The following is a 13,385-nucleotide window of genomic DNA, read 5'->3' on the forward strand; positions in this document are numbered from 1 at the left end:
GCGTGAAGTCCTTGCATCCGATGAAGGAAAAAGTTTTTGAGGGCAGCACCCCGCGCCTGAAGTGCACGAGGCGTCGCAGCCATCAGGCCTTGGCCTGGTCACTGCCTTCTTCGCTTTGCTCTTCAGCGTCATCCTCGGCGTCATCGCCGACTTCAGCTTGCTGCTGTGCTGCCGCCAGGGCCTCCTGGTAACTCATTTCCACATCCTTGACAGAGGCCTGCTCCAGCAGGATATCGACAGCCTTCTCCTCGAGGATGGCGGACTTGACCTGGGTCTTCATCTGCTCGTTACCCATGTAGTACTCGACGACCTGTTCGGGCTCCTGGTACTGCTGGGCGAGCTCTTCGACCTTGGCCTTGATCTCGTCATCGCTGGCGTCGACGTCATGGGTCTTGATCACTTCGGCAAGCAACAGGCCCACCTGAACACGGCCCTTGGCCTGCTCGGCAAATAGCTCATTAGGCAACTGGCTGACATCGAAGTCCTCGCCGAGACCGAACTGCTGAGCGGCCTGACGCTTGAGCCCGTCGGTTTCCTGCTGAACGAGATTCTGCGGTACCGGAATCTCGTTGGCCTTCTTGAGCGCCTCGAGCACCTGCTGCTTGACGCGATTATCAACGGCCTGGCTGGCCTCGCGCGTCATGTTCTGCTTGACTTCTTTGCGGAACCTGTCGAGATCGCCATCCTCGACGCCGAAGCGTTTGACGAATTCGGCATCGACTTCGGGTAGCGCCTGACCGCTGACCGTGTGAACCTTGACCTGAAAAGTCGCTTCCTGGCCTGCCAGATTCTCGGCCTGATAATCTTCCGGAAAAGTCACCTTGAGTGTCTTCTCTTCCCCGGCCTTGGCACCGATGAGCTGCTCCTCGAAGCCAGGAATGAAATTGCCTGACCCTATCACCAATTGGTGACCTTCGGCGCTACCGCCCTCGAATGGCTCGTCGCCCAGAAAGCCCTGAAAGTCGATCGTTACCTGATCGCCATCCTCGGCAGCCCGCTCGACCGCTTCCCAGGAGGCGTTCTGCTTGCGCAGCGTCTCGATCATCTCGTCGACATCCGCCTCGGTGACCTCGACCACCGGACGCTCGACCTCGGTGCCCGCGATGGAGGCAAGCTCGATTTCCGGATAGATCTCAAGCGTCGCGGTGAACTCGAGATCCTTGCCCGCCTCATTGACGGTAGCTTCGATATTCGGGTAGCCGGCCGGATTGAGATTCTCGTCGCTGATCGCGCGCACGTAGCGCTCACGCATCACTTCGCCCACCACTTCGTTGCGCACGTCACTACCGTAGCGCTGACGAATGACCGACATCGGCACCTTGCCCTTGCGGAACCCGTCCATTCGCACGTTCTTGGCGGCATCCTTGAGACGGGCAGCGACGGCCTCATCGATCTCGTTGGCCGGCACCTGCACGGTGATGCGGCGCTCGATCTGGGAGGTCGTATCGACGGAAACTTGCATGAAATGTCCTCTACCGACTGGGGCGTTCTGTTGGGTGCGTGAAAAACGTCAAAGGAGCGATTCTATGAATCCCTCCTGGCACTGGCAAGCGCCTTGCCGGTGAAATGGGGGCGCAAGGCAGTAATACAAGGCGCCGAGGCGCAAAAATATGCCGTAAAGCTGTGATTCAATCAGGGCAAAGGTTGGCTTCGACCAAAACGACATGGCAAACAACAAGGCAACGGCGCTCCTTCGATTGTCGAGGGGCACGTTCGTTCATTACAACGGGGAGCAAAAAACAAGAGGGAGATCACGAAAAGACCAGGCAAATGGGGTGGATGATGGGGATCGAACCCACGACCACCGGAGCCACAATCCGGGGCTCTACCACTGAGCTACATCCACCACTGCCTTGACGGGTAATGCGGGTATCGAAATGGGGTGGATGATGGGGATCGAACCCACGACCACCGGAGCCACAATCCGGGGCTCTACCACTGAGCTACATCCACCATCGTCGATACGGGACTTGATACTGACTCGACCGCTGCAAATCCTTACACCACTTGACGCCTCGCTGGCGCGCCCAGCAGGACTCGAACCTGCAACCTACGGCTTAGAAGGCCGTTGCTCTATCCGGTTGAGCTATGAGCGCATGTTACTTTCCAAGGCACTCTACCACAACTATCGATTGAGCATTTCTCTTTACAATCAATATATTGTGGTCGGGGTGGAGGGATTCGAACCCCCGACATCCTGCTCCCAAAGCAGGCGCGCTACCAGGCTGCGCTACACCCCGCCGGTCGTCAAACGGCCCAGACGCGCCGCAGGGGCCTCGTCGAGCGTTGCGTATTCTACTCATCTTTAGCGGTGGGTCAAGCCAGACGCCGTCATTAACATAGGACGGCGCTTTGCCTGAACGGTCCGACATGCGAAAATCAGCGACCTTTCCAGCCTGGGGAGGCCGTTTCGCCGGCCCCCACTTCGATCACCATAGACCACCAGGGGACGCCAGATGACCGCCCAATTGATCGATGGCAAGGCCATTGCCGCTCGAGTTCGCCAGCAAGTCGGCCTTCAGGTCCGCGATCGACGGGCAGCCGGCGCACGGGTGCCGGGCCTGGCGGTGATACTCGTCGGTGAGGACGCCGCCTCGGCGGTCTACGTACGCAACAAGCATCGTGCTTGCGAAGAGGCCGGCATCAAATCCTTGAAGTACCAGCTCCCCGTGGCCACTTCCCAGGCGGAGCTGGAGGCGCTGGTCGACGAACTCAACGATGATGCCCGCATCGACGGCATCCTGGTCCAGTTGCCGTTGCCTGCGCATCTCGATTCACGCCCGATCCTCGAGCGCATCCTGCCCCACAAGGACGTGGACGGCTTCCACCCCTACAATCTCGGCCGCCTGGCTCAGCGCCTGCCCATGCTTCGCCCCTGCACGCCCAAGGGGGTGATGACCTTGCTGGAGGAAAGTGGACTGGATGTCCGCGGGCTCGACGCCACCGTCGTCGGCGCCTCCAACATCGTCGGCCGCCCCATGGCCCTGGAGCTGATGCTGGCGGGTTGCACCACCACCGTCTGCCACCGCTTCACCCGTAATCTCGAATCGCACGTCAGGCGCGCCGAGCTTCTCGTCGTGGCGGTTGGCAAGCCGGGGCTGGTCAAGGGGGAATGGGTTCGCGATGGTGCCATCGTCATCGATGTCGGCATCAACCGCGAGGATGATGGCCGGCTGATCGGTGACATCGAGTTTGCACCGGCAGTAGAACGCGCCAGCTGGATTACCCCGGTGCCGGGCGGAGTTGGTCCGATGACCGTCGCCTCGTTGCTGGAAAACACCTTGATCGCCGCAGAGCGCCACGATGCCATGGCCTCGGGCATACAACCCGTCTGATGATGCTCGGCGCTTGCCATCGCGCTGGGCTTACCATTGCACCAGACTTGCCATCGCGCTTGAATCGGCTTCCCGCTAGAATAGGCGCTTGATTTCATTACCGGACAAGAGGTCATTGATGAGCGAAAAGATGAACGTGGAGAGCTTCAACCTGGATCACACCAAGGTGAAGGCACCCTATATCCGCCTCGCCGACATCAAGGCCGGCGAGAACGGCGATTGTATTCACAAGTACGACATGCGCATCTGCCAGCCCAACCAGGCCCACATGGAGATGCCCGCACTGCACTCCCTGGAACACCTGATGGCCGAGCTATCGCGCAATCATTCCGACAAGGTGGTCGACATCAGCCCAATGGGCTGCCAGACGGGCTTCTATGTCGCGATGATCAACCACGACGACTACGACGATGTACTGCGCCTCTTGCAGCAGACCCTCGAGGACGTACTTGTCGCCGAGGAAGTCCCTGCCTGCAACGAGATGCAGTGTGGCTGGGCGGCTAGCCACAGCCTCGAAGGCGCCAAGGAGATCGCCCGCGGTTTTCTGGCCAAGCGCGATGAATGGACACAGGTCTTTGCCTGATCCACTCACGACCGTGCGGAGCACACTGAATCCATGAAACGAATTGGCATCATCGGCGCCATGGCCCAGGAAGTGGATCGCCTGGCCGCCATGCTGGAAGATCGCCGGACGACGACGCATGTCGGTTCGACCTTTCATATCGGCCGCCTGCATGACATCGACGTGGTGATCCTTCAATCGGGCATCGGCAAGGTCAACGCCGCAGTGGGCACCACGCTGTTGCTGGACATGTATCGACCCCAGGTCGTGATCAACACCGGGTCTGCCGGTGGCTTCGGCCAAGGGCTGGCCATCGGTGATGTCGTGGTGTCGACAGAGGTTCGCCACCACGACGTCGACGCCGTGGTGTTCGGCTACGAGCACGGCCAGGTACCTGACATGCCGGCCGCCTATCGACCCGACCGCAGGCTGATCACGATCGCGCGGGAATGCGTCGAGTCACTCGGGGAAGTCAAGGTCGTCGAAGGGCTGATCGCCACCGGTGACGTCTTCATGGCCTGCCCCGAACTGGTCGCCAAGACACGCTCGCGCTTTCCCACCATGCTGGCCGCCGAGATGGAAGCCGCGGCGATCGCCCAGACATGCCATCTCTATCACTGCCCCTTCGTGGTCATTCGCTCGCTGTCGGATATCGCCGGCGGGGTCGACAACCATCTCTCGTTCGCGCAGTTTCTCGAGAAGGCGGCTGACCACTCGGCGCGCATGGTCGTGGCCATGGTCGAACGCCTGGCCCTGGAAGATGCCCTCTGTGCCGACCCCATGCCCAGCTAGCCAGTTGCGTCACTAACTGCTGGGGCAGATCACTGGGTACTGAACTTCCAGGCCAGTGACTCGCCGGCCATCAAGGGGACGATGCGCCTGCCACCGGCATAGGGCAACGACGTCGGCAATTGCCAGGCGTCTCGCACCAGGGTGATCGTATCCGCATTGCGCGGCAGGCCGTAGAAATCGGGGCCATGGTGACTGGCAAAACCTTCCAGCCGTTCCAGGGCGTCGACCTGCTCGAAGGCCGTCGCGTAAAGCTCGATGGCAGCCGGCGCCGTATAGGCGCCGGCACAGCCGCAGGCGCTTTCCTTGTCGCCCTGGGCATGAGGCGCACTGTCGGTGCCCAGGAAAAACTTGCCGGAACCGGACGTCGCCGCCTCGAGCAGCGCCTGCCGATGGCGCTCACGCTTGAGGATCGGCAAGCAGTAATAATGCGGGCGGATGCCACCGACCAGCATGTGGTTGCGATTGAACAGTAGATGATGCGCGGTGATGGTCGCGGCCACGTTGGCAGGTGCCTTGGCGACGAATTCGGCGGCTTGGCGGGTGGTAATATGCTCGAAGACCACCTTCAGGTCGGGGTGACGCTCGAGCAGCGGCACCAGCACCGTCTCGATGAACACGGCTTCACGATCGAAGATATCGATGTCGGCATGGGTCACCTCTCCATGCATCAACAGCGGCATGCCAAGCCGCGCCATCGCGGCGATTGCCCCATCGCAATGGGCAAGGTCGGTCACCCCTGAGGCGGAATTGGTGGTCGCCCCCGCGGGGTAGAGCTTGACGGCATGGATCAGACCGCTGGCGCTGGCCCGCTCGATCTCGGCCGCTGGCGTATCGTCGGTGAGATAGAGTGTCATCAGCGGCTCGAAGCGACTGCCGTCCGGTAACGCCGCCAGGATTCGCTCACGGTAGGCAAGCGCCTGCTGGGTCGTGGTGACCGGCGGCGTGAGGTTGGGCATGATGATCGCGCGGCCCATTTGCCGGGCACTGGCGCCCAGCACGGCGTCGAGCACCTCGCCATCGCGCAGATGCAGATGCCAGTCGTCGGGGCGGGTCAGGGTGATCGAAGTCACGGCGACTCCTGAAGTCAGTGAGCGAGATGGCGTCAGTATACCGCAGCAACGCGACGGCGTTGACCTGCCAAGCCCGCCAAGGGCTTCCTCCGTGGCGGTTTTCCCGTATCATGCCGCCAGATCAATCGAGGGAGACTGCATGCCCAAGGTGCGCCAATATGCTGATCTGGTCGCCACGCTGGCCGGGCTGATGTGGCTGGTGGTCTTCTGGTCCATCAGCATTTCCGCCCACCTCGGCAGCATCGAACCCTTCCTGGCCGCCCTGCTGGCGCTGGGGAGCATGATTCTGGTCAGCTTCGTGCATCGCCCCATTCGCGTGCTGCTGCGCCGCTATCACGTGCGTAAGCGCCGCACCGAAATGTGGATGCATATCCTCGCTCTGCCTCTGACGCTGGCCTTCCTGATCGCCATCGTCATCGAGATCCTCTTCACGCCGCTTGATGGCGAGCAGAAGATGCTGCTGTTCAACGCCATGGCGACCGCAGGATGGGGCGTCTTCGTGCTGACCCTGCTGGTCAAGTGGATCATGCACCGCCTCAACCGACGCCGAGAAGCCGGCGTCTGAAACGCACTCAGCCTGAACCGAGCCCTGCCTGAAACGCTCTCCAGCAGAACCGGCCACTAGAACCGATCGGCCCGGAATGGCGTCATATCGACCGCCGTCGACTCACCGTCGATCATCTCGGCCAGCAGGCGTCCCGTCGCCGGACCCAGCGTGAACCCCTGATGCCCATGGCCAAAGGCGAGCCAGAGCCCTTCGATGCCCGGCGCAGGGCCGATCACCGGTTTCATGTCCGGAAAGCACGGACGCGCGCCCTTCCAGGGCTCGGGATCAAGGCGCTCCGCCAGCGGAAACAGCTTGCGTGCAACGGCCTCGGCCGCCGAGAGCTGGCCGTAGTGGGCGGGCGCCTCGCGGGGCGCCAGCTCAGCACCCGTGGTCAACCGAATCCCGGCATGCATCGGCGCCAGCAAGTAGCCGATCTCGGCATCCATGATCCAATGATTGAGATGCGCACCCTCGCGCGACGCGTAATGCATGTGATAGCCACGCTTGACGAAAAGCGGCAGCGATAAGCCCTGGCGAGCCAGCCAGTCACCCGACCAGGGTCCCATGGCCATTACCAGATCGCTGCCTTCGAGCGGGCCGTCATCGGTCGTCACTCGCCAGCCCTGCCCCGAGCGCGCCATGTCACGCACCTCGGCACGCACCAGACGACCACCTTCGGCCTGAAAGGCTTGCGCATAGGCGTGTACCAGCGCACCGGGATCGCTGACCGTCCAAGAATCGGTCCAATGGATGGCGCCGGCCAGATCTCCCGACAGATGTGGTTCCTGGGTTTTCAGCTCGGCAGCATTGAGCAATCGATGTCCCACACCGAATCGCTCGGTGACCTCCTCGACATCGCGCAACTTGTTATCGAGCCTCTCGGCACTGCGATAGAGCTCGAGCCACCCTTGCTTGCTGATCAGCGACTCGGCGCCCGCCGCCTCGATCATCGGACCGTGCGTCTCGAGAGACAGCATGATCAGGGAGGCGTACTCGGGCACGATCTCCTCGTAGCGGCGCGGTGAAGAATTGAGCCAGTAGCCCAGCAGTGACTGCGCCGACCCCATGACACCGCCGATCCGGTAACGGATATCCACGGCGCGATTCGGCAGCACTCGTGCCAGGGTGCCCAGATCACGCGGGAACGGATATGGCTTGACCGCCTCGCGCTGGATGATGCCGGCGTTGCCGAAGGAGGTTTCACGCCCCGGCTCGCGTCGGTCCACCAGGACCACCGAGTGGCCACGACGAGCCAGATGCCAGGCAATCGATACCCCGACCATCCCGGCCCCAACAACGATGATTTCGCGAGACATGATGTTCTCCTGCATGCCGGTGTTCATCTTCGCCGCTGGATGCCTTTTAAAAAACGGCGGGTGTCCATCGGCCTGTCATGAGTCTATGGGTGCCGTCAGTCCTGGCTGCCCTGGGCCTGCAGTTTGCCACGAATGAAATCGGCATGCGCCACGTGCAGCAGATCGGCGAGTCGTCTGATCCGATGCTCTTCCAGATGGTGGTGCTCGCCATCGGCCAGCGCCAGCGACCACATCATCCCGATCAGTTCACAACGCTGCGCGTAGTCGTAATTGTCCTTGATCAGGCTGACAAACTGGTAATGATCGACGGCATCGTCCACTTCTTCTTGGGCCATCTCCATCAGCTCGACCACCTGGGCATCGGAGAGCCCGAAATGCGACTGGAGCAGCCGATGCAGGGCATCGAGCTCCGCGTCATCGATATGGTAATCGGCGCGCACCACCTCGCACAGCAGCGCCGCCGTCGCGAGCTCAAGACTCGGCGCAGTCCCGGACTCACTGCCTGGCTGCGCCAGCGACTGCTGAAAGAAGCGTTGAATTCTATCGATCATGACCCTCTCCCGACATGAATGACTCCCGACAATGCACGCCCCTCAGACTCAACACACCCGAGGACGTTCACCCCGGCCCCCGGCTGGGAAACGCAGCGGCCTGGTCGAGGCGCGCCATCAGACGCTTGCCAAAAGAGTCATTGGAAGGCGTGGGGCTCATGAGCAGTCTCCTGCGCGTATCGAGCGGGGCTTCAGTGGCGATGCGGTGCTTCGGCGGTAGGTAGCCGTGCCAGAAAGGCCTGGAAGTCCGCATCGTCCTGAATACGCCGATAGAGTCGAACCAGGGCGGGGACGGCGTCGTGCGCATCGTCGATGCGCAGATCGAGCGGGATGCCACCCTTCGCGCGTACCTTGAGCGCCGACGAGCGTACGCCGCGATAGTCGCCTCCGGCGAGCTCGCCGGCCGCCAGGGCGGCCAGCAACCGCTCGGGCAATGTCTCGCCTCTTGCGTTGCCCTCGCGAAACGCCGCCACCATCGCCGGCACTACCCGCGCATTGCCGAGCATGTTGCCGGCGACCACCAAGCCAGGCTCGAGGTGCATCGCCATCGCCGGCTCGTTGCTGTCGCCGGTCCAGCCACTGCTCTCGCCCGCCACGTTCATCAACGCCAATTGACGAAACGCCTGGCCGCGGTCATCGCTTCGCAATTGCTCGATGACGGCCTCGATCGACCAACCCTGGGCCAGCAAGTCGAGCCCGCGTTCGGCGGCCAGTACATTAGTGCTGTAGCCCTGCGTGATGCATGCCCCCACACCGGGCAACAAGTGCGGGACGAACCCCCCGAGTGCCGGCCCTCCCGTCGCGCAGGCAACACCGAGCGCCTGGGTAGCGTGATCGATGGCGATCAGGCTGAACGTCATGGCGAGCTCCAGAACAGCGCCGAGGGCAACTTGCAGGGTCACCGAGGCTGTGCCATAGGTATAGAGGCAAATTTGTCATGATAAATAAAGCGATATGTTCAGCCTAGCCGCTCGCGCTGACAAAGAACACCGCCGCTCACAAGAACCCCTCGTCTGCCTTGCCGATCGACAACAAGGACATCAGGAGAGACAAGATGACCTTCGCATCATGATGAACCTCTACGACGGCCTGGTGCGCTACGCCGACGGCACCATGAATGTCGAGCCTCCGCTGGCCCGCGAGTGGTCCATCAGCGAAGACGGCACCCTCTATCTATACCTTCACCCTGCGTGACGACGTGGTCTTCCACGATAGCAGCGACTTCAATGCCGAGGCGGTGGTGTTCAACTTCGAGCGCATGCTCGATGAGGACCATCCTTATCACGATACCGGCCCCTTCCCGCTCGCCTTCTTCTTCGATGCGATCGCGGAGGTCGAGGCGACCGGCGAACATGAAGTCACCTTCACCCTCGATAAACCCTATGCGCCCTTCCTCTCCAACCTCACCTATCCCACCGGCCTGATCGTCTCGCCCGCGGCGGTCGAGGAGCACGGCGAGAATTTCGGGCGCAACCCGTCCGGCACCGGCCCGTTTCGGTTCGAGGAGTGGGAGAGCAACAGCCGAGTCGTCGCCAGCCGCAACGAGAATTACTGGGATGGCCCGCCGTCGCTCGAGGCCGTGGTCTTCCGGCCGATCACCGATGCCAATACCCGCGTGGCCGAGATGATGATGGTCGAGGTTCCGCCGGTGCCGGAAGGCTGCGCCTTCGCCGATCACTGCGAGCTTGTCGAGCCGGCCTGTCGGCGCGGCGACATCGAGCTCATCGCCACCGACGCCGGCCGCCGGGTGCGGTATATCAAGCCGCTCGGCATCACCGATCCCGCGACGCAGGGAGCGGTGGTCGAGACCATCAGCGATCGCATCGCCGTCATGTACTTCGATCGTGTCATCGAGCAGTCCCCGTCCCGCCAGCTGTTCCACTTGCCAGCCCACCCCTACACCCGGCTGCTGCTCGGCAGCGCGCCGATTCCCGGCGGCCCGCCGATCCAGGCGGTGGCGGAAGGCCGCGAATGAACCGACCCACGCGTCAGCCCCAGCGTCGCAAGCGTACCGAAGTGATCGGCGAGGCCATCAAGGAGTACATCGCCGTGCATGGCCTCGGGCCGGGCGACCGGCTGCCCCAGGAGTCACATCTGGTCGAGGCGCTGGGCGCCGCCAAGGGCACGATCCGCGAGGCGTTGCGCGGCCTGGAATCCGAGGGGCTGCTGCAGACGCGCACCGGCCCGGGCGGCGGCGCCTTCATCGCCGAGGCAAGCGACAACCGCGCCATGGAGCTGCTCGGCAATTACTTCTTCTTTCGCCCACCGACGATCCACGACATCTACGAGGTCAGAAAGCAGCTGGAGCCAACACTGGTGGCAAGCCTCGGCGGCGTTCTCGACGACGACGCGTTCGCGCGCCTCGAGGCGGTCATGGCCTTCTACGACCACCCGCCCGCCTCGCTGTAAGAAGAGCGCCTGCAGCGCATCAAGGAGCTGGAGTTTCACCTGCTGCTCGTTGACTACTGTCCCAATCCGCTGCTTGCCCTAATGTGCCGCTTCCCGATTGCTTCCCGATTCGCCTGCTGATGAGCCTGACCACCTGCCAGCGCATCTACCAGCAACCCTACCCCGAGCTACGCCGCCGCGGACACGATTACCAGCGCCAGCTGCTTGGCGCCCTGCGCCAGGGAAACATCGACGAGGCACGGACCATCATGGCCGACCACATGCTCACGGCCCAGGCGTTGATGGAGTCACGCGAAGCGATGCTCGACAAGGCATTCTTCAAGGCCGACGAGGCATCAACGCAAGGCCCCAGCCGCGAATACCTGGCGCTGCGCAACTTGTCATATCGTCCCGACTTGTCATATCGCTCCGGCGAGGCAGAACATGACCCCGACGCGTCGCGGGACTGACGACTCGGCGGATCACCGGGTGAGCGCATCATCGGTCGGAGGTGGCCAGCCACACCTCCACCAGCCGGGACAGCGCCATCAAGGAATCGATGTGCACGCGCTCCCAGCCATGGGAGGCATCGGCGCCGAAGCAGGCCAGCGCATTACGCAGATCCATGCCAGCTTGGGATGCCGAATCACCATCACAGAAGTAGTACGGAAAGCAGTCACGGCGGTGGGCGATACCGTGCTGCTCGCAGAGTCGCAGCAGCGCCTGGGTGGCCCGCGGATGCAGCGGTCCCAATGAGTCCATCATGGCGATAGTGACGCCATCGTGGCAGAGGTTCTGGCCTTCGCCCTGGGCGGCGATATCCAGATTCAGCACCTCCTCGATACCCTCGAGCATCGGACGGCTCATGCCGATGCCCAGCTCCTCGGCACAGGAGAAGACCAACCGCGTGCCTTTTACGCTCGCCCCGGCCCGCAGCGCCGCCAGCACGCAGGCAATCGCCGCCTTGTTGTCGAGATGACGGGCATTGATGAAGCCGGTATCGGTGAGGCGCGTCTGGCTCTCGATGCTGACCAGACTGCCTACCTCGATGCCCTGACGGGCAAGCCCCGCTGGCGTGGTATCGACCAGATCGAGACGCAGCTCGAGGTGATCCCATGCCGAGGGCTGCGCGTCCACCGCCTCGTTGTAGACATGCCCAGAGGCCTTCAGTGGCAACAGCGTGCCCAGCGCCGCGACACCCTGGTCATCGCCGTGCACCCGTACCCTGGCGCCATCGGCGAAACGGGCATTCCAGTGGCCGATCGGGCGCACCGCCAGGCGCCCGCTAGCCTTGAGCTGCACCACCATCGCCCCCAGCGTGTCCAGGTGTGTAGTGATCGCCCGACGCGGCGAATCGCCGGGCCATTGCGCGAGCAGATCACCTCGCACCGTGTGCGTCACCGCCAGCCCGGCGGCCTCGAGCCGTGGGGTTAGCCAGGCCACCATCGCCTCGCCGTGCAGCGAAGGCGAAGGGATCTCCAGCATCTGGGTCAGACAGTCGAGAAGATAGTCGGGATCGAGAGTGGACATAAAATCTCCTCCCCGCCGCTCATGGTGCAACGACTTGTTGCTGCCAGCGACAGAGAAACAGCGCATAGGCCTTGAGCGTGTGACGGATCGATTCGATATTCACACGCTCATCGACGCCATGGATGCGCTCGGCCACCGGGCCGTAGCAGGTCCCGGCGACACCCGCCGCGACATGAAAGGCACGCAGGTCGGTGGTGCAGGTGGAGAGGTAGTGCTCGGCGTCGCGCCCGGTAAGTGCGCGGTGACAGGCCTCCAGCAGGCAGACACCGGGGCTCTCAAGATCGACGAGATGGCCCTCCGAGCGGAAGCCATGAAAGTCCACCCGCGGCGGCTCGCCAGGAAGTTCGAGCTCCACATGAGCGTCCTGCACCGCAACGACCAGGCGCTGCATCACGCTCGCCGGCGAGGCCTCCGGGGCGAAGCCGATACGCCCCTCGATCACCGCATGGGCGGGCACGCTGGAAGCCCAGTTGCCCCCCTCGAAGCGACCAATATTGAGATTGAAGGGATGCGCCATAACGTCATAGGGCGGCAGGCGTTCGGCATTGAGCTCCGCTTCCAGTTTCTTGAGCGCGGGGAACAAGCGTTGCATGGTCTCGATGGCGTCGCTGCCGGCGGAGGTATCCAGCACGTGGGCCGGCACGCCGTCGACGCGGACGCGAAAGCGCACTACCCCAGCCTGCCCCGAGTAGATGCGCGCGCCAAACGGCTCGGGAATCAACACGAAATCGCCACCATGGCCACGATGTATGCACGCCAGGGCGCCGTTACCGCTGCACTCCTCCTCGATCACCGTCTGCAGGGTAAGGGGCAGGCGGATCTCGACGCCGGCCTGGCGTACCGCATGGACTGCCATCACCATCGCCGCAATCCCGGCTTTCATGTCGCCGGCGCCGCGGCCGTAAAGCCAGCCCTCCTGTTGCCACGGCTCCCAGGGTGGCCGAGTCCAGGTATCGGTGGGCTCCGCCGGTACCACGTCGAGATGGCCATTGAACACCAGGTGAGGCCCGCTGGCCTCGGGATTCAGCGCTGCCACCAGGTTATAGCGGTTCCCCAGGGGCCAATCCACCGGGGCATGATGCGGATTCTGCGCCAGCGAAGGATCATCGAGGGGGATGCGCTCCACTGGCAGCCCCAGGCGCTCGAACCACCCTTCCATCACCTCCAGCGCCCCCCTCTCATGGCCAAGCACGCTGTACTCGCGCACCAGATCGCTCGTCATCTCCAGTGTCTGGTCGAGAACCTCGTCGCACTGCGCCAGCACCCGGCGTTCTCTATCCTGCATTATCGTCGA

At 63.0% G+C, this 13,385-nt stretch carries 15 protein-coding genes and 4 tRNA genes; 8 read left to right on the forward strand and 11 right to left on the reverse strand.

Annotated elements, in window-relative coordinates; genetic code table 11:
- Positions 1–82: 82 nt before the first annotated feature.
- The 5 genes from tig to BM341_RS15080 form a co-directional block, all read right to left on the reverse strand.
- Complete coding sequence (tig, locus tag BM341_RS15060; protein ID WP_089796893.1) at positions 83–1,462, reverse strand: trigger factor; 1,380 nt, start codon at positions 1,460–1,462, stop codon at positions 83–85.
- A gap of 309 nt (positions 1,463–1,771) precedes the next feature.
- A tRNA-His gene (locus BM341_RS15065) sits at positions 1,772–1,846 on the reverse strand.
- 32 nt (positions 1,847–1,878) lie between these two features.
- Positions 1,879–1,953: transfer RNA gene (locus BM341_RS15070), tRNA-His, on the reverse strand.
- 66 nt (positions 1,954–2,019) lie between these two features.
- Positions 2,020–2,096, reverse strand: a tRNA-Arg gene (locus tag BM341_RS15075).
- Positions 2,097–2,163: 67 nt separating this feature from the next.
- Positions 2,164–2,240, reverse strand: a tRNA-Pro gene (locus tag BM341_RS15080).
- A gap of 216 nt (positions 2,241–2,456) precedes the next feature.
- Here BM341_RS15080 and folD point away from each other — a divergent pair.
- From folD to mtnN, 3 genes are all read left to right on the forward strand, one after another.
- On the forward strand, positions 2,457–3,335 hold the full coding sequence (gene folD / locus BM341_RS15085) for a bifunctional methylenetetrahydrofolate dehydrogenase/methenyltetrahydrofolate cyclohydrolase FolD (RefSeq protein ID WP_089796894.1): 879 nt from the start codon (positions 2,457–2,459) through the stop codon (positions 3,333–3,335).
- A gap of 115 nt (positions 3,336–3,450) precedes the next feature.
- Positions 3,451–3,918: an S-ribosylhomocysteine lyase gene (locus BM341_RS15090; RefSeq protein WP_089796895.1), complete on the forward strand. Its 468-nt coding sequence runs from the start codon at positions 3,451–3,453 to the stop codon at positions 3,916–3,918.
- A gap of 33 nt (positions 3,919–3,951) precedes the next feature.
- Positions 3,952–4,689, forward strand: coding sequence for a 5'-methylthioadenosine/S-adenosylhomocysteine nucleosidase (gene mtnN / locus BM341_RS15095; RefSeq protein WP_089796896.1), 738 nt, complete (start codon positions 3,952–3,954; stop codon positions 4,687–4,689).
- 29 nt (positions 4,690–4,718) lie between these two features.
- Here the strand turns inward: mtnN and pyrC are convergent, their stop codons facing one another.
- Positions 4,719–5,759 (reverse strand): dihydroorotase, encoded by a 1,041-nt coding sequence (gene pyrC, locus BM341_RS15100; protein ID WP_089796897.1) that lies wholly within the window; start codon positions 5,757–5,759, stop codon positions 4,719–4,721.
- Between the two features lie 139 nt (positions 5,760–5,898).
- Between pyrC and BM341_RS15105 the strand changes: the two genes are divergently transcribed.
- Positions 5,899–6,324 (forward strand): hypothetical protein, encoded by a 426-nt coding sequence (locus BM341_RS15105; protein ID WP_089796898.1) that lies wholly within the window; start codon positions 5,899–5,901, stop codon positions 6,322–6,324.
- Positions 6,325–6,380: 56 nt separating this feature from the next.
- On the opposite strand, the gene BM341_RS15110 is transcribed toward BM341_RS15105, so the two are convergent.
- The 3 genes from BM341_RS15110 to BM341_RS15120 form a co-directional block, all read right to left on the reverse strand.
- Entirely contained in the window at positions 6,381–7,622 is a 1,242-nt protein-coding gene (locus BM341_RS15110) for an NAD(P)/FAD-dependent oxidoreductase (RefSeq protein WP_089796960.1), read from the reverse strand.
- Between the two features lie 95 nt (positions 7,623–7,717).
- Positions 7,718–8,173, reverse strand: coding sequence for a tellurite resistance TerB family protein (locus BM341_RS15115; RefSeq protein WP_089796899.1), 456 nt, complete (start codon positions 8,171–8,173; stop codon positions 7,718–7,720).
- Between the two features lie 191 nt (positions 8,174–8,364).
- Complete coding sequence (locus BM341_RS15120; RefSeq protein WP_089796900.1) at positions 8,365–9,033, reverse strand: DUF1028 domain-containing protein; 669 nt, start codon at positions 9,031–9,033, stop codon at positions 8,365–8,367.
- 208 nt (positions 9,034–9,241) lie between these two features.
- Between BM341_RS15120 and BM341_RS19680 the strand changes: the two genes are divergently transcribed.
- The 4 genes from BM341_RS19680 (at position 9,242) to BM341_RS15135 (ending at position 11,031) form a co-directional block, all read left to right on the forward strand.
- Complete coding sequence (locus BM341_RS19680; RefSeq protein WP_281246501.1) at positions 9,242–9,367, forward strand: hypothetical protein; 126 nt, start codon at positions 9,242–9,244, stop codon at positions 9,365–9,367.
- Positions 9,368–9,371: 4 nt separating this feature from the next.
- Entirely contained in the window at positions 9,372–10,148 is a 777-nt protein-coding gene (locus tag BM341_RS19400; RefSeq protein ID WP_245784291.1) for an ABC transporter substrate-binding protein, read from the forward strand.
- Entirely contained in the window at positions 10,145–10,582 is a 438-nt protein-coding gene (locus BM341_RS15130; RefSeq protein ID WP_089796901.1) for a FadR/GntR family transcriptional regulator, read from the forward strand. The genes BM341_RS19400 and BM341_RS15130 overlap by 4 nt, the downstream gene beginning before the upstream one ends.
- A gap of 119 nt (positions 10,583–10,701) precedes the next feature.
- Positions 10,702–11,031 carry a hypothetical protein gene (locus BM341_RS15135; protein WP_089796902.1) on the forward strand — a complete coding sequence of 110 codons (330 nt, stop codon included), beginning with the start codon at positions 10,702–10,704 and terminating at the stop codon, positions 11,029–11,031.
- A gap of 28 nt (positions 11,032–11,059) precedes the next feature.
- On the opposite strand, the gene BM341_RS15140 is transcribed toward BM341_RS15135, so the two are convergent.
- Entirely contained in the window at positions 11,060–12,091 is a 1,032-nt protein-coding gene (locus BM341_RS15140) for a M20/M25/M40 family metallo-hydrolase (RefSeq protein ID WP_175507884.1), read from the reverse strand.
- A gap of 19 nt (positions 12,092–12,110) precedes the next feature.
- Positions 12,111–13,376 (reverse strand): ArgE/DapE family deacylase, encoded by a 1,266-nt coding sequence (locus BM341_RS15145; protein ID WP_245784292.1) that lies wholly within the window; start codon positions 13,374–13,376, stop codon positions 12,111–12,113.
- Positions 13,377–13,385: the final 9 nt, after the last annotated feature.

The sequence above is a fragment of the Halomonas korlensis genome (assembly GCF_900116705.1).
In the GTDB taxonomy this organism is placed as follows: domain Bacteria; phylum Pseudomonadota; class Gammaproteobacteria; order Pseudomonadales; family Halomonadaceae; genus Halomonas; species Halomonas korlensis.